Raw genomic sequence first — 22,547 nt, forward strand, 5'->3', positions numbered from 1 at the left:
ATCTGTCTCCCGAACCCCCGTCAGCGGGGGTTCTCCATGGTCATGAGCTTGAGGACGGACTCGGGGGTGGCTTCGGAGATGGGCACCTCGCCGGTGATGCGGCCCTCCGACAACGCATACACGCGGTCGGAGATGCCCAGGAGCTCCGGAAGCTCCGAGGAGATGACGATGATGCCCTTCCCCTCGGCCGCGAGCCGGTTGATGATCGTGTAGATCTCGTACTTCGCGCCGACGTCGATGCCGCGGGTGGGCTCATCCAGGATGAGCACGTCGGGGTCGGAGTAGATCCACTTCGACAGCACGACCTTCTGCTGGTTTCCGCCGGAGAGCTTTCCGGTCTTGACGAGCACGCTCGGGGCCTTGATGTTCAGTTCGCGCCGGTAGTCGTTGGCGACCTTGAACTCCTCGTTGTCGTTGACGAGACCGGCCTTCTCGAGCTTCCGCAGGGAGGCCATCGAGATGTTGCGCTTGATGTCTTCGATGAGGTTCAGCCCGTACGTCTTGCGGTCTTCCGTCGCATACGCCAGGCCGTTGTCGATCGCCTCCGACACGGTGCGCGTCTTGATCTCTTTCCCGCGCATGAACACCTTGCCGGAGATGCGGGTGCCGTAGCTGTGGCCGAACAGGCTCATCGCGAACTCGGTGCGCCCGGCGCCCATGAGGCCCGCGATGCCGACGATCTCCCCCGCGCGGACGTTCAGGGAGACCTTGTCCACGATGACGCGGGACGGATCCTGTGGATGGTGCGCCGTCCAGTCCTCGACGCGCAACAGCTCTTCGCCGATGTGCGGCTCGTGGTCGGGATAGCGGTGCTCGAGGTCGCGCCCCACCATGTCTTTGATGATGCGGTCTTCGGTGACCTCGGCCTTCGCGATCGTCTCGATCGTCTTACCGTCGCGGATGACCGTCACGGTGTCGGCGACGCGTTTGATCTCGTTCAGCTTGTGGCTGATGATGATCGAGGTCACGCCCTCTTCCTTGAGCTGGAGGATGAGGTCCAGGAGGTGCGCGGAGTCCTCGTCATTGAGCGCAGCGGTCGGCTCATCGAGGATGAGGAGCTTGACGTCCTTCGACAACGCCTTGGCGATCTCGACGAGCTGCTGCTTTCCCACGCCGATCTGACTGATCTTCGTGGTGGGGTTGTCGCGCAGTCCGACGCGGGCCAGCAGCGCTGCCGCCTCGAAGTTCGTCTTGTTCCAGTCGATGAGACCGGCGCTCGTGCGCTCGTTGTTGAGGAAGATGTTCTCCGCGATCGACAGATACGGGCTGAGCGCCAGTTCCTGGTGGATGATGACGATCCCGCGGGCCTCGCTGTCGCGAAGGTTGCGGAACTGCACCTCGTCACCGGCGTAGACGATCTCGCCGTCGTAGGTGCCGTGCGGGTAGACGCCCGACAACACCTTCATGAGCGTCGATTTGCCGGCGCCGTTCTCGCCGCAGATCGCGTGGACATCTCCCGAGCGAACCGCGAGGGTGACATTCGACAGCGCCTTGACGCCGGGGAAGGTCTTGGTGATGCCGCGCATCTCCAGGATGTTCTCTGACACGTTTCCGACTTCTTCCGAGAAATGGGGATGTAGCGGGCCGCCGCGACGGTGGACGGGAGCCGAAGCCCCCGCCCACCGTCACGGTTCAGGTTCGGACCTTAGAGGCCGAGGTCCTCGGCCGTCCAGTATTCGGACTCCACGAGCACCGGCTCGACGTTGTCCTTCACGACCGGAACCGGCGCGAGGAGGTACGACGGGACGATCTTCACGTCGTTGTCGTAGGTCTCCTCGTCGTTGACCTCGACCTCGTCGCCCTGGAGGGCGGCGATGGCCATGTTGGCCGCGACCTTGGCGAGCTCGCGCGTGTCCTTGAAGATCGTCGCGTACTGCTCGCCCGACAGGATCGCCTTGACCGAGTCGACCTCGGCGTCCTGGCCGGAGATGGTCGGCCACTCGTCACCGACGGAATACCCGGCGTCGGCGAGGGCCGAGATGATGCCGCGCGAGATGCCGTCGTACGGTGACAGCACCGCGTCGACCTGGGTGCTGCCGTCGGAGTAGGACGAGGTGAGGATGTCCTCCATGCGGCTCTGGGCGGTCTCGCCGTCCCAGCGGAGCGTGGCGGCCTGCTCGATGTCGGTCTGACCCGAGTTCACGACCAGCGTGCCGTCTTCGATCAGGGGTTCGAGCACGTCCATCGCGCCATCCCAGAAGAAGAACGCGTTGTTGTCGTCCAGCGAACCGGCGAACAGCTCGACGTTGAACGGGCCGGCGGGGGCACCATCCACGGGGTTGCCCTCGAGGTCGGTCAGGCCCAGGCCGTTCAAGAGCGTCCACGCCTGCTGCTGCCCGACGAGGAAGTTGTCGAACGTGGCGTAGTAGTCGACGTTCTCCGAACCCTTGATGAGGCGGTCGTAAGCGATCACCGGGATGTCGGAGTCGGCGGCCGTCTGCAGGACCTCGGAGAGGGTCGTGCCATCGATCGACGCCACGATCAGCGCCTCAGCGCCCTTGGTGATCATGTTCTCGATCTGAGAGACCTGCGTGGGGATGTCGTCCTCCGCGTACTGAAGGTCGACCGAGAAGCCCTGCTCCTCCAGCGTCTTCTTGACGGCGTTGCCGTCCTGGATCCAGCGCTCAGAGCTCTTGGTGGGCATCGCGACGCCGATGAGACCGCCGTCGCCGCCGCCCTCCCCGCCGCTGCCGCTGCCGCTGCCTCCGCTGCAGGCGGAGAGCATCAGGGCGCCTGCGGCGATGGTCGCGAGAAGAACCTTCTTTGCCTTCACTGTGTGTCCTTTCGTTGGACGTCTTCGTCTCGGTGTTCCGATATTCAGTTGTGTGCTTGTTGGCCGTAGACGTTCTGGTACCGGTCGTAGAGCCGGTCGATGGCGTCCTGCGGGATGGGGATCAACTCACCGGCCTCCCGCGCGTAATGGACGGTGCGGGCCACGTCCTCGAGCATCACGGCGGCCTTCACTGCATCCCGTGCGCTGGAGCCGATGGTGAACGGTCCGTGGTTCTGCATGAGCACGGCGCGGCTGCGATGCCCCCGAAGGGTCTCGACGATGCCGCGACCGATCGAGTCGTCGCCGATGATCGCGAACGGGCCCACCGGGATGGGACCGCCGAACTCATCGGCCATCGCGGTGATCACGCACGGGATCCCCTCGCCACGCGCCGCCCATGCCGTAGCGAACGTCGAGTGCGTGTGCACCATTCCCCCGACTTCGGGCATGCTCCGGTATACGTAGGCGTGGGCTGCGGTGTCGCTGGAGGGAGAGCGATCGCTCCCGGGGGTTCCGGGCACCACGACACCATCCAGGTCGCACAGGATCATGTTCTCCGGCGCCAACTCGTCATACGAGACGCCCGACGGCTTGATGACGAACAGGTCGGCCCCCGGCACCCGTGCCGAGACGTTGCCGCCGGTCCACACGACCAGGCCGTAGCGCACGAGTTCGCCATGCAGCGCAGCGACGTCGGCGCGGGTACGCGCGATCGCAACCTCGGTCCTCGCGCCCACCACATACTGCTCCTGGCGGCTGGCCTCGGCGCTCCCGCTCATCCCGTGGACTCCTTCGCCTCTCGGATGCCCGGTCTATGTGACCGTTCACATCGGGCAACTATAGTTCCCATTCCGACCGGGGTGTCAACTGTGGCGGTTTCGTTACCGTAACGGCCGCTAGAGCCGCGCGGCCGGCCCGGTCGACGTGCGGACGACGAGTTCGGGCACGATCGCCGCGCTCACCGCGTCGGTCGGCAGGTCGCCTCCCCCGAGCAGCAGGTCCACACATCGGCGTCCCAGCTCGGGGAAGTCCTGGCGCACCGTTGTCAGCGGAGGCGAGAAGTGCGCAGCCTCGGGGATGTCGTCGAAGCCGACGATGCTGATGTCGCCGGGGACCTCCAACCCTTCCTCCCTGGCGGCGTGCAGGAGCCCGAGCGCCATCTGGTCGTTCGAGGAGAAGATCGCCGTGAAATCGCGCACGCTGAGCAGTTCACGGCCTGCGTAATACCCGAAGTCCGCCGTCCAATCGCCCAGGATCGGAGCCGTGGTGGGAACGTCCTGCGCCGACATCTCCTCGAGGAAACCGCGCATCCGCGCCTCCGCCTCCACCCAATCCTGGGGCCCGGCGAGGTGGTAGATGTGGCGATGCCCCAGCTCGATGAGGTGGCGCGTGGCCATGCGCGCACCGGCGATCTGGTCCACCGACAGTGTGTGGCCCGGGTCGATTTCGGCCGACTGCAGCGTCACGTAAGGGATATCCAGTTGCTGCGCGACGATCGCCCGGATCACCCGCACCTGCGGTGCGATGACCACCAGACCCTCGATCGACTGGGCCATCAGGTGCGAGATCCCCTGCGCGATGGAGTCCGGGTCACGCGCTTCGATGTAGGCCGTGCTGACCCAGTACCCCCGCGCGCGGGCGGCTGCCTCGATCGCGGCGATGCTGGAGGCCGGGCCGTACTGCGTGCTGGAAGCGGCGAGGATGCCGATCGTCTGCGAGCGCGAGGTCACCAGCGCCCGCGCGGCCCGATTGGGCCGATATCGCAGCTGCGCCATGATGTCCAGCACTCGGGCGCGCGTCTCCGGGCGGATGCTGGGGTGGTTGTTGAGCACCCGCGAGACCGTCTGATGCGAGACATCTGCCAACCGCGCGACGTCGCGGATGCTGGGGCGTCGCCCGCTCGCGTCCTCGCTCATCCTTCTCCTCCGGCACTGTCGTGTGCGCGAACGATACCGCCCGCATGTGACTGTCACACGATGGTGAAGCGCACGTCGGATTCTGTCACATGAGTGTCACATGCCTACACTGTGCGCGTGTCCCGGTTCGCGCGATTCCTACCCCTCAGTCAGCGGGAGACCGCTGATGAAGCGGCCGTCTCGAGCGACCGGCGAGCCGCCGTTGCCGACGTGGTGGACCGTGCAGCCGATCTCATCGGCGCGGCTCCGGCGACCGCGGCGGAGCGCATGGAGCTCTTCCTCGCCGACGCGGGCCTCCGCGGCGAGGCGGGCTCGCCGCTGACCGAGGACCCGGTTGCGGCCCTGCGCAGCGTCGCCGTCGCCGTCCGCTCCGGCCGGCGGCGCAGCATCCGCACCCTCGCGGCGACCGTGCGCGCACTCCTCGTGCTCGCCCGCGAGAACGGCGTGGACGCGGGCCTCGACCCGTTCCTCGCCGGGGCCGCCGCCCTATACGCCTCGGGCTCCGCTCCCGCGGATCGTCGCGCCGTCGTCCGGGGGTTCACCGTCCGGGCAACGGATGCGGACTGGTCCTTCGGACACGGGCCGGTGCTGGAGGGCACCGCATCCGGCATCGCCGCGTTCCTCCTCGGGGTCTCCGACGACCCCCCGCGGCGACCGGTCAGCGGGCGAGAATGAGCTCGCGGTAGAACGCGATACCGCGCAGCCACACCTCCACGCCGATGCGCTCGTCGTGCGCGTGCAGCGCATCGCGCTGGGCGCGGGAGAGGCGGAAGGGCGCGAAGCGGTAGACGCTTTCGCTGATCGTGGTGAACCAGCGGCTGTCACTGGCGCCGAGCTGCACGTAGGGCAGCGTCACCGCATCGGCGCCGAGCGTCCCCTGCACCGTCGCAGCCAACCGTCGCCACTCCGGCCCGCGCCAGGGCGACACCGGCGAGGGCTCGGAGCCCTCCTCGAGGGAGATCTCCACGAGCGGATCGGCGATCGCGCGGCGGAGGTGCGCTGTCGCCCCCGCCAGGGTGTCGCCGGTCAGCAGGCGGACGTTGACCCACGCCCGCGCAGACGTGGCCAGCACATTGCGTCCGTCCGCGCCGGCCAGTTCGGTGACGACGGCGGTCGTCCGCACGAGCGCATTGGTCTCGGGTCCGAGCGCTGACAACGCGCGGGTGAGCACCGGCGCGAGGGCCCCCGCCCCCGCGTACACCGCGCGCAGCGGCTGCGGAACATGCGCGGCGGCGGTGGCGAGCATCGCCCGCACGGGAGCGGCGAGGCGGACGGGGAAGGGGCGGCGGCGGATGCGGTCGATGGCCCGGGCGAGCCGGGCGGTCGCCGGCATCCGCGGCGGAGTGGAGGCGTGACCGCCGGCTTCGCGGGCGGTCAGCACGAAGGTGGCGATTCCGCGTTCCGCGACGCCGATCATCGCGGCGGGAGCCGACAGGCCCGGCAGGACGTCCTCCACAATCGCTCCGCCTTCATCCAGTACCAGCCCCGGCTGCACGCCGCGCTCGCGGAGAGCGGCAGCCAGCGCCTGCGCGCCGGTGCCGTGCGTCTCCTCGTCGTGGCCGAACGCGAGATACACGTCCCGGGGCGGCGTGGCCTTCTCGGCGAGCAGAGCTTCCACCGCCTCGAGGATCGCCACCAGCGCGCCCTTGTCGTCGATCGCGCCGCGCGCGTGGATCTCGGCGACGGGCCCTTCCCCGACGATCTCCGCGGCGAAGGGCGGATGCTGCCACTCGGCGTCCACGACCGGAACGACGTCCTGGTGCGCCATCAGCACCAGCGGCTCGGCGGAGGTCTCACCCTCCCATCGGTACAGCAGTGCCCCGTCGCCCACGACCTCCCGCTGGAGCCGCTCATGCACGAGCGGGTAGAGCCGCTCCAGTGCAGCGCGGAACTCCTCGAACCCGGCGGGGTCGATCTGCGACGTGTCGGAGCGGGAGACGGTAGGGATGCGCAGCAGCTCTCGGAAGCGGTCGATCGGGTTCACGCGATGAGCCTAGGGGCCCGTTGCGCTCGAAGCTCAGCCGACTCCGCGGCTGCGCACGCCGGACAAGTGCCGCAAGGTGGGTCTGCGGTACCCGGGCGAGGGCGTACCCGGCAGACTGGTGCCATGCCCGATTCGCAGAACGCCCGCGTCGCCGTCTACCTCGACTTCGACAACATCGTGATGTCCTGGTACGACCGGGTGCACGGCCGCAACGCGTATGCCCGCGACCGCAGCAAGATCGCAGAGAAGCCGGCCGAACCCGAGATCGTCGAGCGGCTCGCCCAGGCCACGATCGACGTCGGCGCCATCATCGACTACGCGGCCTCGTTCGGCACGCTGGTCCTCACCCGCGCCTACGCCGACTGGTCCTCCCCCGTCAACGCCGAATACCGCACGCAACTGGTGGCGCGCGCGGTCGACCTCGTGCAGCTTTTCCCGGCCGCCGCCTACGCCAAGAACGGGGCGGACATCCGCCTGGCAGTGGATGCTGTGGAAGACATGTTCCGCCTCCCCGACCTGAGCCACGTGGTGATCGTGGGCGGGGACTCGGACTATGTTCCCCTCGCCCAGCGGTGCAGACGACTCGGTCGCTTCGTCGTCGGGGTGGGGGTGGCCGGCTCCACCGCGAAGTCTCTGGCAGCGGCGTGCGACCAGTTCGACGCGTACGACTCTCTCCCCGGCATCGCACTGCCCACCCCGGAGAAGAAGGACCCATCGCCCTCGCGGTCGCGGACCCGCAAGCGCACCACCGATCCTGGCGCGGACCTGCTCGAGCGTGCCCTGCGGCTGGGCGGGGAACGCGAGGAGAACGAGTGGCAGCACGCGTCGACGGTGAAGAGCCTCATCAAGCGCCTCGACCCGGCGTTCAGCGAGAAAACGTACGGTCAGAAGAGCTTCTCCGACTTCGTCAAGGCGTACACCGAGGTCGCCGAGACGGACGAGTCCGGCAACGTGGTGCTCGTTCGCCTAGCACCTGCACGCGGCTGAATCCACCCTCCCCCGGACGAAACTTTCGCAGTGTTTACCGAAACGTGACCTCCCGATCGATGCGCTAGCCGCGGGGGGCAGTGCATCATTTCAGGGCCACGTCCATGGAGGCGGGGGCACACCAGGAAACACCTCACACCAATGGAGGGTGAGAAATGAAGCGAAGCTCATTGTCCGCCGTGGTAGCGCTCTCAGGCGCTGCGGCGGTGCTGCTCGCAGGATGTTCCGGGGGATCTGGGGGCGGATCGTCGACCGAGGGCGGAGGGGAAGCCGCCGACCGGGCGTGCGTCATCCTCCCCGATGCCGCCTCATCGCCCCGCTGGGAGAACTTCGACCGCAAGTACCTGCAGGAGGGCCTCGAAGAGGCCGGGTTCGACGTGGACATCCAGAACGCCCAGGGCGACACCAACAAGTACTCGACCATCGCCGACCAGCAGCTCACGCAGGGCTGCGGCGTGATGCTTCTGGTCGACTACCAGGGTGCCGCGGAGGCCGTCGCTGCCAAGGCCACCGCCGAGGGTATTCCCGTCATCGCATACGACCGGCCTTTCGAGGGCGCCGACTACTACGTGTCCTTCGACAACGTCGAAGTGGGTCGCCTGGAAGGCCAGACGGTGCTCGACGGGCTCGCGACGGCCGGCAAGGACCCGGCCACCGCGGTCGTCGTCTACATGGGGGGCGACCCCACCGACGGCAACGCGGCCATGTTCAAGGAGGGCGCCGTCGAGGTGATGGAGGCCGCGGGGATCACTCCGGCCGCCGAGCCCCCGGGGATCTGGGACCAGACCAAGTCGCAGACCAACTTCGAGCAGGCGCTCACCTCCCTCGGAGGGGCCGTCGACGGAGTCTGGGTGGCCAACGACACCAACGCGGCCGGCGTCATCAAGGTTCTGCAGAACAACAACCTCGCCGGCGTGGCCGTGTCCGGCCAGGACGCCAACGTGGCGGGGCTGCAGAACATCCTGCTCGGCTGGCAGACGGCGACCGTCTACAAGCCGGTGAAGGAGGAGGCCGACGCGGCAGTGGAGGTGGCCGTCGCCCTGCTGAACGGGGAAACGCCCACCGCCGACCAGGAACTGGAAGACGGCACACCGTACATCGCCGTCACGCCGCAGCTGGTGGGCCCGGAAGAGGTCATCAACGTCGTCGAAGCCGGCGACGCGGATGCCGCCGAGATCTGCACGGGCGACGTCGCCGCCAAGTGCACCGAGTTCGGAGTGCAGTAACGCTCCTCCGTGGGGCGCCGCGTCCTCGGGCGCGGCGCCCCCGCTCTGTCCGATGGAAGACAAGGAAGCGGGAATGACACAGCCGATCATCGAACTCTCGGGCGTGAAGAAATCCTTCGGCCCCGTCAACGTCCTCAAGGGCGTCGACCTGAAAGTGCACCCCGGTACCGTGACGGCCCTCGTGGGCGACAACGGCGCCGGCAAGTCGACCCTCATCAAGGGCCTCGCGGGCGTGCAACCCTACGACGAGGGCGAGGTCCGGATCGACGGTACCCACCGCGACCTGCACACGCCGCGGGATGCGGCCGGCTTCGGTATCGAGGTCGTCTATCAAGACCTGGCGCTCTGCGACAACCTCGACATCGTGCAGAACATGTTCCTCGGCCGGGAGGAACTCACGGCGGGGACCCTGGACGAGGGGCGGATGGAGCGGGAAGCATCCGACACGCTGCGGTCACTGTCCGTGCGGACCGTCAAGTCCGTCCGTCAGAAGGTGGCCTCGCTCTCCGGGGGTCAGCGTCAGACGGTGGCGATCGCCCGCGCCGTGCTGAAGAAGGCCCGCGTGGTCATCCTCGACGAGCCGACCGCCGCGCTGGGTGTCGCACAGACCGAACAGGTGCTGAACCTCGTTCAGCGTCTCGCCCAGCAGGGGGTGGCTGTCATCCTGATCAGCCACAACCTCGCCGACGTCTTCGCGGTCGCCGACGACATCGCCGTGCTGTACCTCGGCCAGCTGGTCGCGCAGGTGTCGGCGAAGGATGCCACTCGCGACGACATCGTCGGCTACATCACCGGCACCAAGACACCGCCCGGCGTGTCCCTCCTCTCCACCGACACGATCATCACTCCGGGAGACCTGGCATGAGCACCGTCACCAACGCCTCACCCGACCCGGTCGCCGGCGACCTCATCGGAAGCGGTGTCGAAGGAGGACTCCGCGACCAGATCGCCGCCTGGTGGCAGCGGATCCGCTCCGGAGACATGGGCGCCCTTCCCGCCATCGGCGGGCTCGTCGTCCTGGCTCTGCTGTTTTCCACGCTCAGCCCGTTCTTCCTCACCGAGCGGAACTTCGCCAACCTGCTGAATCAGGCCGCGACGCTGGTGATGCTCGGCATCGCCCTGGTCTTCGTGCTGCTTCTGGGCGAGATCGACCTGTCGGCGGGCGTGACCGGCGGTGTGGCGATGGCCCTCTTCGTCGTGCTCAACGCACAGTTCCAGGTGAATTGGATTCTCGCGCTCCTCGTCGGGTTCGCCGTGGGGTTGGCCACCGGAGCTCTGATCGGGTTCTTCGTCGCCCGGGTCGGCATCCCCTCGTTCGTCGTGACGCTGGGCTTGTTCCTCGGCTATCAGGGGCTCGCCCTCCTGATCATCGGGGACGGCGGACTGTACCGCCTGCAGGTGCCCGAACTCGTGGCCCTGCAGAACGGAAACCTTCCCGTCTGGGCCGGGTGGGGGATGCTGGTCGTCATGCTCGCGGTCTCGGGCGGGACGTCGTTCTTCGATCGAGCGCGTCGCACGAAGGCGGGGGTCCCCAACCGGGCGCTCTCGCTCGTGTGGATCAAGCTGGCGGTCATCGCCGTGATCGGTGGGGTCTTCGTCTTCATCCTGAACCAGGACCGCGGCCAGTCCGTCGTCGCGGTGCAGGGCGTGCCGATCATCGTGCCGGTCACGCTGGTGATCCTGTGGATCGGAACCTTCGTGCTGGACCGCACGCGGTTCGGCCGCTACATCTACGCGATCGGCGGCAACGCCGAGGCGGCTCGCCGCTCGGGGGTGAAGGTGCGCTGGGTGAAGTGGTGGGCGTTCGTCATCTGTTCCACGCTCGCGGTCGTCTCGGCCCTGTTCAGCGTTTCCCGGGTGGGGTCGGTGGATGCGACGGTCGGGCGCGACATCGTCCTCAGCGGTGTCGCGGCGGCGGTGGTCGGCGGCGTGAGCCTGTTCGGAGGCCGCGGACGCCTCATCCACGCCGCCATCGGCGCGCTCGTGATCGCATGCATCACCAACGGCCTCGGGCTTCTCAACCTCCCCGCGGGCATCAACCTGCTCGTCACCGGCGGCGTCCTGATCCTCGCCGCCACGGTGGACGCCGTGTCTCGAGTACGGGCGGGAGGGTCCTTCCTCCGAAGCTGAGCGTCGGCCCGGCGACGTCAGGCGCGGGCGAGGACTTCCTCGACCCACGCGGGCACGACAACCGTCGCCGGGCCGGTGCGCACCTCGTCGAACGGCACCAGCGGGTTGCTCGGCACGAGGTTCAGCTCCATGGTGCGCCCGCCGCACGCAGCCGCCAGCGCCGCGTAACCGGCGGCGGGGTAGACCTCACCGGAGGTACCGACCGAGACGAAGAGGTCACACTCGCTGACCGCACGCTCGATGGCGTCCAATCCGTACGGCATCTCCCCGAACCACACCACGTCGGGGCGGAGCGTGCGGGCCCCGCAGTGCGGGCACTCGGGCCGACCGAGCAGGTCGCCCATCTCCGGGGTGCGCGCGCCGCAGCGGGAGCAGAGCGCCTTCTGCAGCTCTCCGTGCATATGAATCAAGCGCGACGTGCCGGCCCGCTCATGAAGATCGTCGACGTTCTGCGTCACGACCAGGAGATCGTCGCCGAGCGCCTGCTCCAGACGCGCGAGCGCGAGGTGGGCCGCGTTGGGGGCGACGGATCCGGCGATCCGGCGTCGGAGGTCGTAAAAGGCGAGCACCGTGTCGGGATCGCGGGCGAATCCTTCCGGGGTGGCGACGTCGGCGATGTCATGCCCCTCCCACAGGCCTCCCGCATCACGGAAAGTGGCGAGGCCGCTCTCAGCGGAGATTCCCGCCCCGGTGAGGACGACGATGCGCATGTCAGGGGCTCGGAATCTGCGCGTCGACGTGCGTGAGGACCCGGTCCCAGACGTCGGCGAGTGCCAGCCGCGCGTCGCCGGCTCGCGCGGGGCTCGGGGGGATGATGTCGGCGCGTGCGCTCGCGAGGTGGGCGGCGTACCACTCGGCTGCATCCGGCGGGGCCGTCGCATCCCGTGACCCGTTGAAAATGGCCGTGGCTGCGGGCACACGGGCGAGGGTGGCGGCCGTGAGATCTGCCGCGAGGGGACTGTCGGGCGGAGGCGCGGCCACGAGGGCGAGCCGGTCGACCCGCGCGCCGAGGCCGGCCGCGAGCGCGACGGTGAACAGGGCGGCCGCGCGCTCCCCCACCAACCCCACGATGCCGCGGGGCACTTCCTCGCGGAGGAGCGTGAACACCTCCGCGGCGGCCGATTCGGCCGGTGTCTCCCCGCCGAAGGTCGGCGGGTTGTCCAGCTCCGCAGCCCCGACCTCCACCAGGAGCAGCCTCACCCCGTGCCGCCTCGTGATGCCGGGTTCCGGATCCGTCAGGGCGATCGGGCCGCTACGCAGCACCAGGACGGTGCGGGGCGCCTCCGCCGGGCCGACGCTGCGGTATTCGATCTCGAAGGCGGGTCCCTGGGCGCGGGTCATGTCGTCATCCTGACACGGGCGGACCCGGACGTCAGCCCCGCAGCATCCCGCGCAGTCGCTGGATGCTGTCGGCGTCGGCCGGGCGTTTGTCGGGCCGGTACGCCTTCACGCGAGCGAAGCGCAATGCCACCCCGCCGGGATAGCGGGTGGAGCGCTGCACCCCGTCGATCGCGATCTCGACGACGGCCACCGGCTCCACGTACACGGTCCGCGCGGTGCGACGTGTCTGGATCGTCGGGAAGTAAGCGGTCTGCCAGCGCAGCAGCTCGTCGGTGAGCCCCTTGAAGGTCTTGCCGACCATGACGAAGTCGCCGGGCTCACCGAATTCCCCCTCGGCGTCATACGCGCCGAGGTGCAGGTTCGACAGCCACTGCGCTCGGCGTCCTGACCCCTCCTCGACGGCGAGGACGACGAGGTCGAAGGTGTGCACCGGCTTGATCTTGATCCACGCGGCGCCGCGGCGGCCGGCGACGTAGGGCGCGGCGACATCCTTGACCATCACGCCCTCATGGCCCGCGTCCAGCGCCGCTGCCGAAAAGGCCTCCCCCGCCGCGGGGTCGTCCGTCGTGAGGACGGGGACGCGCCAGGGACCTGCGATCCGCTCCAGCTCGCTCTGGCGGGTGGACAACGGCTCGTCGAGGAGGTCGCGTCCGTCGGCGTGCAGGATGTCGAAGAACCAGGGGCGAAGCGCGACCTCCCGGGCAGCCTCGGCGCCGAAGCGTGCCATCGTGTCTTGGAACGCACGAGGGGCGCCGGACTCATCGAGGGAAAGCGTCTCGCCGTCGAGGATGAGGTCGGTGGCCGGCAGCGCCCGGACCACCTCGACGATCTCGGGCACGCGAGCGGTGACGTCGGCGAGACTGCGTGTGAAGACGCGCACCTCGTCGCCGCGGCGGTGCACCTGGATCCGGGCACCGTCGAGCTTGTATTCCACAGACGACATACCGGTCGCCGAGACCGCATCGGCGACCGTCGCCGCCGTGCTGGCCAGCATCGGGAGCACAGGGCGGCCCACGACGAGTCCGACATCCGCGAGCGCCGCCGGCGGTTCGGTCAGCGCCACGCGAGCCGTCTCCCCGAGATCGCCCGAGAGCATCGCCGCTCGGCGCACGACGGCAGGATCGCGCTCGGCCGCGCGGGCGATCGCATCCAGCAGCACGCCCTCCAGCGCGCCTGTGCGCAGCTCCCCGAGCATGACCCGAACGATGAAGTCCCACTCCTCGGTCGTCGCCCGTTCCGCCAGCGCCGCCAGGACGCGCGTGCGGCGCGCACCGGAACCGGCGCCCGCGGTACGAGCCAGTTCCTCGAACGCGGCGTCGACGTCGGCGATCGCGAGCGAAGGCGAGTCCGGATGCGCGACCGAGAGGTCGGTCATCGAACGCCATCCCACGCCGAGGCGTCCCTGCCGCGGCGACGCGGTGAGGAAACCCACGGTCGCGAGGATCTCGTCGGGTTCCAGCCGGGCGAGCAGCCCGGCGAGCGCGTCGACCTTCGCCAGCCGCGACCGCGTCGCCGCGACGGCGGATGCGGTGGCGACGACCTCGGCGAGGAGCATCCCGGAATTCTCGCACCCACCCCCGACACCCCGCGCCGGGGTGGCGGACGCCCTGCCCGCCGGATAGGAGGTGTCCTGCGGTGCGGCGGAGGTGCGGCGTGCGGGGGCGGGGTGGGCGCGGGTGAGGCGGGGTGGGGCGTGGCGCGGCGGCCGGGGGCGGGGCGGGGGCGGGGGTGTGCTGGCGGCGCCGCGGGCGTGGGGGCGGGCACCCTCCGCCCGCCCCCACGGGCACCTCGGGAGGAGATGTGCACTCCGGAGGACCCAAACCCCACATTCCCCCCTCCCCACTGCACATCCCCTCCCCCAGTGCACACCCCAACGCCACGCGGGCGGGGCAGGCGGGCACCTCGGGAGGAGATAAGCACTCCGGAGGACCAAAACCCCACATTCCCCCCCTCCCCACTGCACATCCCCTCCGCAACCGCACACCACAACGCCGCGCGGGCGGGGCAGGCGGGCACCATCCGCCCGCGCCCCAGAGGCACGTCGGGAGGAGATGTGCACTCCGGAGGGCCCCCAAACCCCACATTCCCCCCTCCCCACTGCACATCCCCTCCCCCAGCGCACACCCCAACGCCACGCGGGCGGGGCAGGCGGGCACCTCGGGAGGAGATGTGCACTCCGGAGGACCCAAACCCCACATTCCCGCCTCCCCACTGCACATCCCCTCCCCCAGCGCACGCCACAGCGCCGCGGGGGCGAGGCGGGCGGGCACCATCCGCCCGCGCCCCAGAGGCACGTCGGGAGGAGATGTGCACTCCGGAGGGCCCAAATCCCACATTCCCCCCTCCCCACTGCACATCCCCTCCGCAACCGCACACCACAACGCCGCGCGGGCGGGCACCTCGGGAGGAGATGTGCACTCCGGAGGGCCCAACCCCCACATTCCCCCCTCCCCACCGCACATCCCCTCCCCAACCGCACACCACAACGCCGCGCGCGGCGTCCCGTTCGAGACGAGCACTATCCGCTCGCGCCCCACGAGCACCTCGGGAGGAGATGTGCACTCCGGAGGACCCAAACCCCACATTCCCCCCTCCCCACCGCACATCCCCTCCCCAACCGCACACCACAAAGCGCACCGCGCGTCCCCCGACGCGCGGCACCGGGCGTCCCCCGAGGCGCGCGAAGCGGGGTGCAGCGCTAGCGCGACGGCGGGCGCGTGGCCCACAGCGCCCAGGCCACGAGGATGGGCTGGAGGAAGAGCCGGATGAGGCGGGCACGGTCCGTGCGCAGGCCCGGGGCCGGCCGACCGGTGCGCCATTGATGCACGTTGCCCGGGAAAACCGCAACGAAGAAGGCCGCGATCACCGCGCCGATGCGCATCCGCTCACGCGGCAGGCCCACGACCGCCGCTCCGAGCACCAGCTCGGCCGCGCCGGAGGCCACGACGATCGCATCCTTGTCCATCCGCAGCATCCCCGGCGCCCAGTCCGGCACGACGATCCGGTAGCCGCGGCGTCCCCAGGTCAGGTGGGAGGCGCCGGCCGCCAGAAGGAGCGCGGCGAGCGCCCATCGGGCCGATGTCCGGAGGGATTCGAGGCGCAGCATGCCGACAGTGTCGCACGCGTTCAGCGCAGGCGAGCCGGCGCCGTCGCGGCGACGAAAGACAGGTACGCCTCGAGGTCCTCGGTGTCAGTCACGGCGCGGAGGACCACTTCGCCGGCTTTCTCGTACGTGGGGAGGCCCCGACGGAGCGCGGCCTCATCGGGGAAGGTCGCGGCGGCGGCGTCCACTCCCATCCGTGCGAAGTTCGCGGCGTAGTTCGGGAAGGATGCGTAACGTGCGGTCTCGGCGTCCAACCGCGGGCGCGCGCCCGCGGTAACCGCAGTCCGGACGTAGACGGCGACCTGCGCGTCGGGTGACACCGCCGCTGCTTCCTGCGCTTGCGCGACCGCCAGCTGCGGGGGTACCCAGTTCAGGAGAATGCCGTCGGCGTGCTCGGCGCCGAGTCGCCGCATCCGCGGTCCCAGTGCGCCGACGACGATGCGCGCGTCGAGGCGGCTCCGCAGCACGGCGATCGCGTCGGCGACACGCCCCACGGCCCCCGCGCGGGCGGCACCCGAACCGATGCCGAGGACGAGGCGGTCAACCGGGATGCCGGCGGCCTCGACATCATCGGCGATCTCGGCCGCGGGACGCCGGTCGACAGGGATGACCCCGGTGGCGAGCGTCAGGCGGGTGGTGGTGCGGGCCGCGGCCGCCAGCGCGGCGATCGCGTCGCCGCCGGGGGTGTCGTTCACCCACAACCTCGCGAACCCGGCATCTTCCACCGCCGGCGCGAGGCGAGCGATGAGGTCGGGGCCGAGCGAGCCTGCCACTCCCAACGAGACCGTCATGGTTCCACCCTGCCATCAAACGCCGAATGCCCCCGAGGCTGACCTCGGGGGCATTCGGCGTTTTCAGAGTCAGGCGGCTTGAGCGAAGGCGGACACCGACCGGACGGCGAGGTCGCCGTTCACGGCGTCGACCGCCACCGCACCTCCGTCGACGAGCGCGCCCGTCACGAAGAGGTCGGCGATGCGGTCATCCAGCTCGCGCTGGATCAGACGCCGCAGCGGGCGAGCGCCGTACTCGGGCTCGTACCCGTGCTCGGCGAGCCAATCCACGGCCGCCTCGGTGACCTCGAGCGTCACCTCGCGCTTCGTCAACCGCGCCTCGGTCGCGCCCAGCATCAGCCGCACGATCTGCCGCAGCTGCGGCTGGTCGAGCTTGCGGAAGAGGACGATCTCGTCGATGCGGTTCAGGAACTCCGGCCGCATGGCCTCGCGGAGCTTGCCCATGACACGGTCGCGAAGGTCCTTGTCCGACCCGAACCCGGTCGCTCCCCCGCCGTCGGCGATGAAACCGATCGCTCCGGAGCGCGACGCGAGGAACTCGCTGCCGATGTTCGACGTCATGACGACCACCGTGTTGCGGAAGTCGACCGTGCGTCCCTGACCATCGGTGAGGCGACCGTCGTCGAGCACCTGCAGGAGCAGGTTGAACACGTCGGGGTGCGCCTTCTCGATCTCGTCGAACAGGACGATCGAGTACGGGTTGCGCCGCACACGCTCGGTCAGCTGCCCGGCCTCGTCGTAGCCGACGTATCCCGGAGGGGCACCGACCAGCCGCGAGACCGTGTGCCGCTCGCCGAATTCGCTCATGTCGAAGCGGATGACCGCGGAGTCATCGTCGAACAGCGACGCGGCAAGCGCCTTGGCCAGCTCCGTCTTTCCGACACCCGTGGGGCCGAGGAAGAGGAACGAACCCACCGGCCGGTGGGCATCGCCCATGCCGGTGCGGTTGCGGCGGACGGCCTTGGCGACCGCGGCCACCGCGTCGTCCTGACCGATCACGCGTCCGTGCAGTTCGTCCTCCAGCTGTGCCAGACGCTCCCGCTCGGACTCGGTCACCCGGTTCACCGGGATGCCGGTGGCCCGGCTGATGACCGCGGCGATCTCGGGCTCGTCCACGACGGCCTCGCCGGAGCGTGCCGAACGACCGGCGGAGGTCGCCGCATCCAGCTTCTCCTGAACCTTGACGATCTCATCGCGGATGCGGGATGCCTCTTCGTAGTGCTCGCCGGAAACGGCGGCGTTCTTGTCGGCCTCGAGAGTCGCCAGGCGCTCCATCAGACCGGAAACGTCCACCTTCACTCCGAGCCGAAGCCGGAGGCGTGCACCGGCCTGGTCGATGAGGTCGATCGCCTTGTCGGGCAGCACGCGCTCGGTCAGGTAACGGTCGCTCAGCTCGACGGCGGCACGCAGCGCGTCGTCGGTGTAGGTGACGCCGTGGTGCTCCTCGTACGCTGAGCGCAGGCCGCGCAGGATCTCGACCGAGTCCTCGACCGAGGGCTCGCCCACGCGCACCGGCTGGAAGCGACGCTCCAGCGCCGGGTCCTTCTCGATCGTGCGGTACTCCTTCAGAGTGGTCGCACCCACGAGGTGGAGATCCCCCCGCGCCAGGCGCGGCTTGAGGATGTTCCCGGCGTCCATGCCACCGTCACCGGCGCCACCGGCGCCCACGACCGTGTGCACCTCGTCGATGAAGACGATGACCTCGCCCTTGCGGGCCGCGATCTCTTCCAGCGTCTGGGTGAGGCGCTCCTCGAAGTCGCCACGGTAGCGGGTGCCTGCGAGCATCGCCGGCAGATCCAGCGCGATGACGCGCTTGTCGCGCAGCTGCTCGGGTACGCGCTCCTCCACGATGGCGGAAGCGAGCCCCTCCACGATGGCGGTCTTACCGACGCCGGCCTCTCCCACGAGAACAGGGTTGTTCTTCGTACGGCGGCTCAGGATCTCGATCGTCTGCTCGATCTCGTCTGCACGCCCGATGACGGGGTCCAGCTCGCCGGCGCGCGCGCGGGCGGTGAGGTCGGTGCCGAACTTGTCGAGGTTCGGCGTCTCGCTCTGGCTCGCGGCGTCTGCCGGTGCCTCTTGCGACCCGCCGGCACCCACGGTCTCCCGCAGTCCCTGCGTGAGGGCCTCAGCCGTCACACCGGCCTGCGCGAGCACCTGCCCGGCGGGAGCGTCCTGCGCGAGGACGAGCGCGAAGAAGAGGTGTTCGGGGTCGACGTAGGTGGAGCCGGATGACCGGGCCACCTGGAAAGCGTGGAACAGGGCGCGCTGCACCGATGCGGTGACGACGGCGCCGTCCACGTCGGCCGGGGCGGATGCGGCGGGAAGCCGCTCCTCCGTGGCGCGGGCGATCGCGGCGGGGTCGGCACCGATGCGGGCGACGGCCTCCCGGGCCGGCTCGTCATCGATGAGAACGCGCAGCAGGTGCAGCGCGTCAAGCTCTCGCTGGCCGCGCTCGAGCGCGAACCGCCCCGCGTTCTGAAGCAGGGTCTGCGTGCGTGCGCTCAGGAAGCGACTGAGGTCGATCGACCGCTCCGCACGTGCACGTTCGCCGGCGAGGTACCGCGCGAGGAACTCGTCGAACGAGCTCGCGCCGTCGCCGGTGTTCGGGGTGAAGTCTTCGGGCATTCCCGTCTCCTGTAGTACTTGAGTCGTGAGCGATCAAGCTCTAACTTGAGCGCTCTGTTATCAAGTTCAACGCGGACGGTGCGACGCTATTCCCGGTTCGTGGAGAAAACGCTCGGGTCGATGTCGTCCCACAGCTCCACCGTCTGGACCAGCCAGAACACCGCGAAGAGCACCAGTGCGACAGCCTCGCCCGCGAAGACGAGGGGCCGCCCGGAGGAGGCGGCGGCAACCGCGGAGGCGCCCGAGGCGTCGAGGGCGGTGACGGCGGCGAGGAAGAGCAGAGAGACGGTGATGCCCGCCGCGATGACGGCATACACGAGACGCAGGATGCTGCGCCGCTGCGCCGACCGTGCCCAGGGGCGGAGGGCCGCCAACGCGGCCACCGCGGCGACGAGCGCGAAGAACCCCAGGGTCGCCGCGAAGTGCGCCCCGGCCACGAAGGACTCCGGCGCCAGCGTCCACCACGCCGTTCCGCCCAGCACGAGCAGGCCGGCGGCGAGGATCGTCGCCGCTCCCCCGACGGTGAGCGTCCGCTGGACCGCACCCACGACCAGGGCCGTCACGACGGCGAGGGCTCCGATCACCGACAGCGTCAGCATCCCGTTCGCCACATCCGCGAGCGCGGAAGCGGGCACGCAGGGCGTCGCGTCGGGACAGCCCGGGTCGAAACCGGGGACCGCAGCCGGCGTGACAGGCGTCGGCACGAGGGCGATCACGGGCGCCAGCACGGCGGCGAGATCCAGCAACGCCTGCTCGACGCTGCGTCCGGACAGCGCCAGAAGCGCCAGCGACACCGCGCACAGCGCACCCACGAAGACGTTGCGTGCCGGGGTGTAGTAGGCCGCGCTCACCGAACCCAGTGGCCCGCCGAGCGCCACCTGCGCCCCGATCCCTACACCGAGGAACACCAGCACCCCGATCAGGGACAGGCGCACATACCGATACGTGCGGTGTGTCGATGTGGTCCGCAGTCGCACGGCGCCTCCTCCCCCGACGGGCTCCCATCCTGTCACCGCGCTCGCACGCGGGCTGGAAGACTGGCGGTATGCGTGAATTCGCCAGAGGGGTCGGGACACTGGGGCGGGGGTTCGCACTGTGGCGCCGCATCCCCGCCGTCATGGCGCTCGGGCTCGTGCCGGCGGTCATCGTGGTCGTTCTCGTGGTGGGCGGGCTCGTCGCTCTCGCCTTCGCCCTTCCCGACATCGCCTCCGCCCTCACCCCGTTCGCCGACGGGTGGCCGGAGTTCTGGGCGGGAGCGCTGCGGATCGCGGTGTCGCTGGCCACCCTCGGCGGAGCGTTCTTCCTCGCGGCCGTGACCATCACCGCGGCGACTCTGGCCCTCGGCGAGCCGTTCTACGACCGAATCTGGCGTGCGGTGGAGCGGGAGACGACCGGTGCGATTCCCGACGCCGCTTACGGCTTCTGGCGTGCGGTGGGCGACGCGGGTCGGCTCCTCCTGCGGGGCCTGGGCGTGGCGATTCTCGCGTGGATCGTCGGCTTCGTCCCCGTGGTGGGGAGTATCGCGGGAGCGATTCTCGGCGTCACCCTCACCGGCTGGCTCCTCGCCGACGAACTGTCCTCGCGCGCCCTCGCCGCGCGCGGACTCGACCGGCGTCAGCGGCGAGCGCTCCTTCGCGCCTCCCGCCCGCGCGCTCTCGGGTTCGGGGTCGCGACGCAGCTCTGCTTCCTCATCCCCTTCGGCGCCATCGTCGTGATGCCCGCTGCGGTGGCCGGCTCCACCCTGCTCGCGCAGGACCTCCTTCGCCTCAGCGCTCCTTCGGGGCCGCCGGAACCCGGCTCTGCAGCGCGCTGATGAGCGTGGCGGAGTCGTACGGCCCCGTGTGCCGATAGCCGTTGACGAAGAACGTCGGCGTGGAGTGGAGGTCCATGATCTCCGCGTCCAAGCGGTCATCCTGGATGTGGCGCTGCACCCTCCCGGAGGCGAAGTCGCGCGCGAAGGTGTCGGGGTCGAGACCCAGCATCTCTGCGTAGCGGAAGAGATCGTCGCGCTCGAGGTGATCCTGGTGGGTGAAGAGCTTGTTCGCCATCCGTCCGAACTCGCCCTGGCGTCCGGCGGCTTCGGCCGCCTGAGCGGCCTCCTGCGCGTGCGGATGCACGTGATCCAGGGGAAGGTGACGCCAGACCCAGCGCACGTCGGCGCCGAAGTGCTCGCGCACCGCGTCGACCGACCCCGTCGCCCGGCTGCAGAAGGGGCACTCGAAGTCGCCGTATTCGACGATCTCGTACGGCGCGTCCATGGTGCCGAACACGTGGTCCCGCGTGGGGTCGACCGGTCGGGCCAGCTTCAACCCGATCGCTTGCGGCGGAACCATCCGGTCCCCGAGAGCCAGGATCGCCCAGCCGAGGAAGAACGCCAGAACGGATGCGGTGAGCACGGCGACGCGCGCGATGTCCTGGCTCTCGGGGTCGCTGATGGCGATCGGAACGAGGAAGAGGGAGATGGTGAACCCGATCCCCGACAGTGCTGCGCCGCCCGCGACCCGGTGGAAGCTGAGGCCGGGAGCGAGCTGCCCCTTTCCCAGGACGCACACGAGCCATGCCGCACCGAAGATGCCGACGAACTTGCCCACCACGAGACCCGCGAGGATTCCCCACGCGAGCGGCGAGGTCACCGCATCCTGGAGCGTCTGCCCGGTGATGTGCACCCCGGCGTTGGCCAGGGCGAAGATGGGCAGCACACCGTAGTTGATGTAGGGCCGCCATGCGGCCTGGACGCGGTCGTTGATCGAGATGGAGTCGCGCAGGCTGCGCGAGACCGCCGCCGCGTATCGGGGGTTCGGCGATTCGCGGAATGCCTGCGCCTGCTCGGCGGCGCGCTCCACGTCGCCGCGGCGGGGCGGGAAGACGGGGATGAGCAGCGCCACGGCCACGCCCGCGAGCGTCGGGTGGATTCCGGCCATGTAGATCTCGACCCATAGCGCCGCGCCGAGCACCACATAGGCCAGACCCCGGACAGGGGCGGGGAGGAAGCGCACCAGGGCCAGGAGCCCGATGAGAGCGATGGAGATCACGAAGGGCCAGACATCGAGGCCGTTGTTGTAGAACAGTCCGATTGCCAGCAGCGCACCGATGTCGTCCACCACCGCGAGGGTGAGGAGGAAGGTGCGGAGCCGTGCCGAGAATCTGGGCCCGATGATGGCGAGTGCCCCCACGAGGAAGGCGGTGTCGGTCGAGATCACGACACCCCACGCGTCCATTTCGCCGCTGTTGAGGTTGAGGAGGATGAAGATGACCGCCGGGATGATCAAGCCGGCGACGGCGGCCGCGATGGGCACCATCGCGCGCGACCGATCCGTCAGCTCACCGACAGTGAACTCGTTCTTGACCTCCAGCCCCACGAGGAAGAAGAACAGGGTCATGAGCCCCTCGTTCACGAACGCGTGCAACGTGAACGTCACCGACGCGTCTCCGGCGCCGATCGTGAGCGGCAGCTCCCACAGGTCGTGGTAGGTGTTGCCCGGCAGGTTCGCCCACACCATCGCGACGACCACGCTGCCGAGCATGATTGCGGCCGCGAGGCGGTCGCCGCGCAGGGGCTTCCTGTGGTGTCGCCCGTGAACCTGATCACTGGGGCGCGGTCGCTGGGCGGTGGTCACGTCTTCATCCTGTCTTGTCCGCCATGGGATGCGTGAGGTGCGGGGCCTCCG

19 protein-coding genes are annotated in these 22,547 nt (G+C 69.6%); 6 read left to right on the forward strand and 13 right to left on the reverse strand.

What is annotated here, in order from left to right:
* Window positions 1-20: 20 nt before the first annotated feature.
* The 4 genes from mmsA to AC4FS2_RS09155 form a co-directional block, all read right to left on the reverse strand.
* Entirely contained in the window at window positions 21-1,547 is a 1,527-nt protein-coding gene (gene mmsA, locus AC4FS2_RS09140; RefSeq protein WP_491151932.1) for a multiple monosaccharide ABC transporter ATP-binding protein, read from the reverse strand.
* A gap of 98 nt (window positions 1,548-1,645) precedes the next feature.
* Entirely contained in the window at window positions 1,646-2,773 is a 1,128-nt protein-coding gene (gene chvE / locus AC4FS2_RS09145; protein WP_491151931.1) for a multiple monosaccharide ABC transporter substrate-binding protein, read from the reverse strand.
* A 44-nt stretch (window positions 2,774-2,817) separates the two neighbouring features.
* Window positions 2,818-3,552: an L-ribulose-5-phosphate 4-epimerase gene (locus tag AC4FS2_RS09150; RefSeq protein ID WP_491151929.1), complete on the reverse strand. Its 735-nt coding sequence runs from the start codon at window positions 3,550-3,552 to the stop codon at window positions 2,818-2,820.
* 117 nt (window positions 3,553-3,669) lie between these two features.
* Window positions 3,670-4,689: a LacI family DNA-binding transcriptional regulator gene (locus AC4FS2_RS09155; RefSeq protein WP_491177087.1), complete on the reverse strand. Its 1,020-nt coding sequence runs from the start codon at window positions 4,687-4,689 to the stop codon at window positions 3,670-3,672.
* A 117-nt stretch (window positions 4,690-4,806) separates the two neighbouring features.
* Between AC4FS2_RS09155 and AC4FS2_RS09160 the strand changes: the two genes are divergently transcribed.
* Window positions 4,807-5,364 carry a hypothetical protein gene (locus AC4FS2_RS09160; protein ID WP_491151925.1) on the forward strand — a complete coding sequence of 186 codons (558 nt, stop codon included), beginning with the start codon at window positions 4,807-4,809 and terminating at the stop codon, window positions 5,362-5,364.
* Here AC4FS2_RS09160 and AC4FS2_RS09165 read toward each other — a convergent pair.
* A complete protein-coding gene (locus AC4FS2_RS09165) occupies window positions 5,348-6,673 on the reverse strand; it encodes a M20/M25/M40 family metallo-hydrolase (RefSeq protein WP_491151923.1) in 1,326 nt (441 codons plus the stop codon). The genes AC4FS2_RS09160 and AC4FS2_RS09165 overlap by 17 nt on opposite strands.
* A gap of 123 nt (window positions 6,674-6,796) precedes the next feature.
* Here AC4FS2_RS09165 and AC4FS2_RS09170 point away from each other — a divergent pair, with 123 nt between their 5' ends.
* The 4 genes from AC4FS2_RS09170 (at window position 6,797) to AC4FS2_RS09185 (ending at window position 11,016) form a co-directional block, all read left to right on the forward strand.
* Window positions 6,797-7,660 (forward strand): NYN domain-containing protein, encoded by an 864-nt coding sequence (locus AC4FS2_RS09170; RefSeq protein ID WP_491151921.1) that lies wholly within the window; start codon window positions 6,797-6,799, stop codon window positions 7,658-7,660.
* Between the two features lie 155 nt (window positions 7,661-7,815).
* The gene (locus AC4FS2_RS09175; protein ID WP_491151920.1) at window positions 7,816-8,886 is read left to right on the forward strand and encodes a substrate-binding domain-containing protein; all 1,071 of its coding nucleotides are present in this window, start codon (window positions 7,816-7,818) and stop codon (window positions 8,884-8,886) included.
* Between the two features lie 73 nt (window positions 8,887-8,959).
* Entirely contained in the window at window positions 8,960-9,751 is a 792-nt protein-coding gene (locus tag AC4FS2_RS09180) for an ATP-binding cassette domain-containing protein (protein ID WP_491151918.1), read from the forward strand.
* Window positions 9,748-11,016, forward strand: coding sequence for a sugar ABC transporter permease (locus tag AC4FS2_RS09185; protein WP_491151916.1), 1,269 nt, complete (start codon window positions 9,748-9,750; stop codon window positions 11,014-11,016). The genes AC4FS2_RS09180 and AC4FS2_RS09185 overlap by 4 nt, the downstream gene beginning before the upstream one ends.
* Before the next feature lie 17 nt (window positions 11,017-11,033).
* Here AC4FS2_RS09185 and AC4FS2_RS09190 read toward each other — a convergent pair whose 3' ends face one another.
* The 7 genes from AC4FS2_RS09190 to AC4FS2_RS09220 all read right to left on the reverse strand — a co-directional run bounded on the left by AC4FS2_RS09190 (window position 11,034) and on the right by AC4FS2_RS09220 (window position 19,856).
* Window positions 11,034-11,726, reverse strand: coding sequence for an NAD-dependent deacylase (locus tag AC4FS2_RS09190; RefSeq protein WP_491151914.1), 693 nt, complete (start codon window positions 11,724-11,726; stop codon window positions 11,034-11,036).
* Between the two features lies 1 nt (window position 11,727).
* Window positions 11,728-12,357 carry a hypothetical protein gene (locus tag AC4FS2_RS09195; RefSeq protein ID WP_491151912.1) on the reverse strand — a complete coding sequence of 210 codons (630 nt, stop codon included), beginning with the start codon at window positions 12,355-12,357 and terminating at the stop codon, window positions 11,728-11,730.
* 31 nt (window positions 12,358-12,388) lie between these two features.
* Window positions 12,389-13,912, reverse strand: a complete 1,524-nt coding sequence (locus tag AC4FS2_RS09200; protein ID WP_491151910.1) for an ATP-dependent DNA ligase — start codon at window positions 13,910-13,912, stop codon at window positions 12,389-12,391.
* Window positions 13,913-15,055: 1,143 nt separating this feature from the next.
* The gene (locus AC4FS2_RS09205) at window positions 15,056-15,463 is read right to left on the reverse strand and encodes a DoxX family protein (RefSeq protein ID WP_491151909.1); all 408 of its coding nucleotides are present in this window, start codon (window positions 15,461-15,463) and stop codon (window positions 15,056-15,058) included.
* Between the two features lie 20 nt (window positions 15,464-15,483).
* Window positions 15,484-16,251: an LLM class flavin-dependent oxidoreductase gene (locus AC4FS2_RS09210; RefSeq protein WP_491151907.1), complete on the reverse strand. Its 768-nt coding sequence runs from the start codon at window positions 16,249-16,251 to the stop codon at window positions 15,484-15,486.
* 69 nt (window positions 16,252-16,320) lie between these two features.
* A complete protein-coding gene (locus tag AC4FS2_RS09215; protein WP_491151906.1) occupies window positions 16,321-18,879 on the reverse strand; it encodes an ATP-dependent Clp protease ATP-binding subunit in 2,559 nt (852 codons plus the stop codon).
* Window positions 18,880-18,965: 86 nt separating this feature from the next.
* Window positions 18,966-19,856: a hypothetical protein gene (locus AC4FS2_RS09220; RefSeq protein WP_491151904.1), complete on the reverse strand. Its 891-nt coding sequence runs from the start codon at window positions 19,854-19,856 to the stop codon at window positions 18,966-18,968.
* A gap of 68 nt (window positions 19,857-19,924) precedes the next feature.
* Here AC4FS2_RS09220 and AC4FS2_RS09225 point away from each other — a divergent pair, with 68 nt between their 5' ends.
* A complete protein-coding gene (locus AC4FS2_RS09225) occupies window positions 19,925-20,692 on the forward strand; it encodes an EI24 domain-containing protein (protein ID WP_491151903.1) in 768 nt (255 codons plus the stop codon).
* Here AC4FS2_RS09225 and nhaA read toward each other — a convergent pair.
* Complete coding sequence (gene nhaA / locus AC4FS2_RS09230) at window positions 20,646-22,496, reverse strand: Na+/H+ antiporter NhaA (protein WP_491151901.1); 1,851 nt, start codon at window positions 22,494-22,496, stop codon at window positions 20,646-20,648. The two genes, AC4FS2_RS09225 and nhaA, sit on opposite strands and share 47 nt — an antisense overlap.
* Window positions 22,497-22,547: the final 51 nt, after the last annotated feature.

This window comes from Microbacterium sp. Z10_103, assembly GCF_058310455.1.

Coding starts and splice junctions, on each gene's coding strand:
- AC4FS2_RS09150 (WP_491151929.1), bottom strand. CDS start 3,552: ATGAGCGGGAGCGCCGAGGCCAGCCGCCAGGAGCAGTATGTGGTGGGC.
- AC4FS2_RS09155 (WP_491177087.1), bottom strand. CDS start 4,689: ATGAGCGAGGACGCGAGCGGGCGACGCCCCAGCATCCGCGACGTCGCG.
- AC4FS2_RS09170 (WP_491151921.1), top strand. CDS start 6,797: ATGCCCGATTCGCAGAACGCCCGCGTCGCCGTCTACCTCGACTTCGAC.
- AC4FS2_RS09175 (WP_491151920.1), top strand. CDS start 7,816: ATGAAGCGAAGCTCATTGTCCGCCGTGGTAGCGCTCTCAGGCGCTGCG.
- AC4FS2_RS09180 (WP_491151918.1), top strand. CDS start 8,960: ATGACACAGCCGATCATCGAACTCTCGGGCGTGAAGAAATCCTTCGGC.
- AC4FS2_RS09185 (WP_491151916.1), top strand. CDS start 9,748: ATGAGCACCGTCACCAACGCCTCACCCGACCCGGTCGCCGGCGACCTC.
- AC4FS2_RS09190 (WP_491151914.1), bottom strand. CDS start 11,726: ATGCGCATCGTCGTCCTCACCGGGGCGGGAATCTCCGCTGAGAGCGGC.
- AC4FS2_RS09195 (WP_491151912.1), bottom strand. CDS start 12,357: ATGACCCGCGCCCAGGGACCCGCCTTCGAGATCGAATACCGCAGCGTC.
- AC4FS2_RS09200 (WP_491151910.1), bottom strand. CDS start 13,912: ATGCTCCTCGCCGAGGTCGTCGCCACCGCATCCGCCGTCGCGGCGACG.
- AC4FS2_RS09205 (WP_491151909.1), bottom strand. CDS start 15,463: ATGCTGCGCCTCGAATCCCTCCGGACATCGGCCCGATGGGCGCTCGCC.
- AC4FS2_RS09210 (WP_491151907.1), bottom strand. CDS start 16,251: ATGACGGTCTCGTTGGGAGTGGCAGGCTCGCTCGGCCCCGACCTCATC.
- AC4FS2_RS09215 (WP_491151906.1), bottom strand. CDS start 18,879: ATGCCCGAAGACTTCACCCCGAACACCGGCGACGGCGCGAGCTCGTTC.
- AC4FS2_RS09225 (WP_491151903.1), top strand. CDS start 19,925: ATGCGTGAATTCGCCAGAGGGGTCGGGACACTGGGGCGGGGGTTCGCA.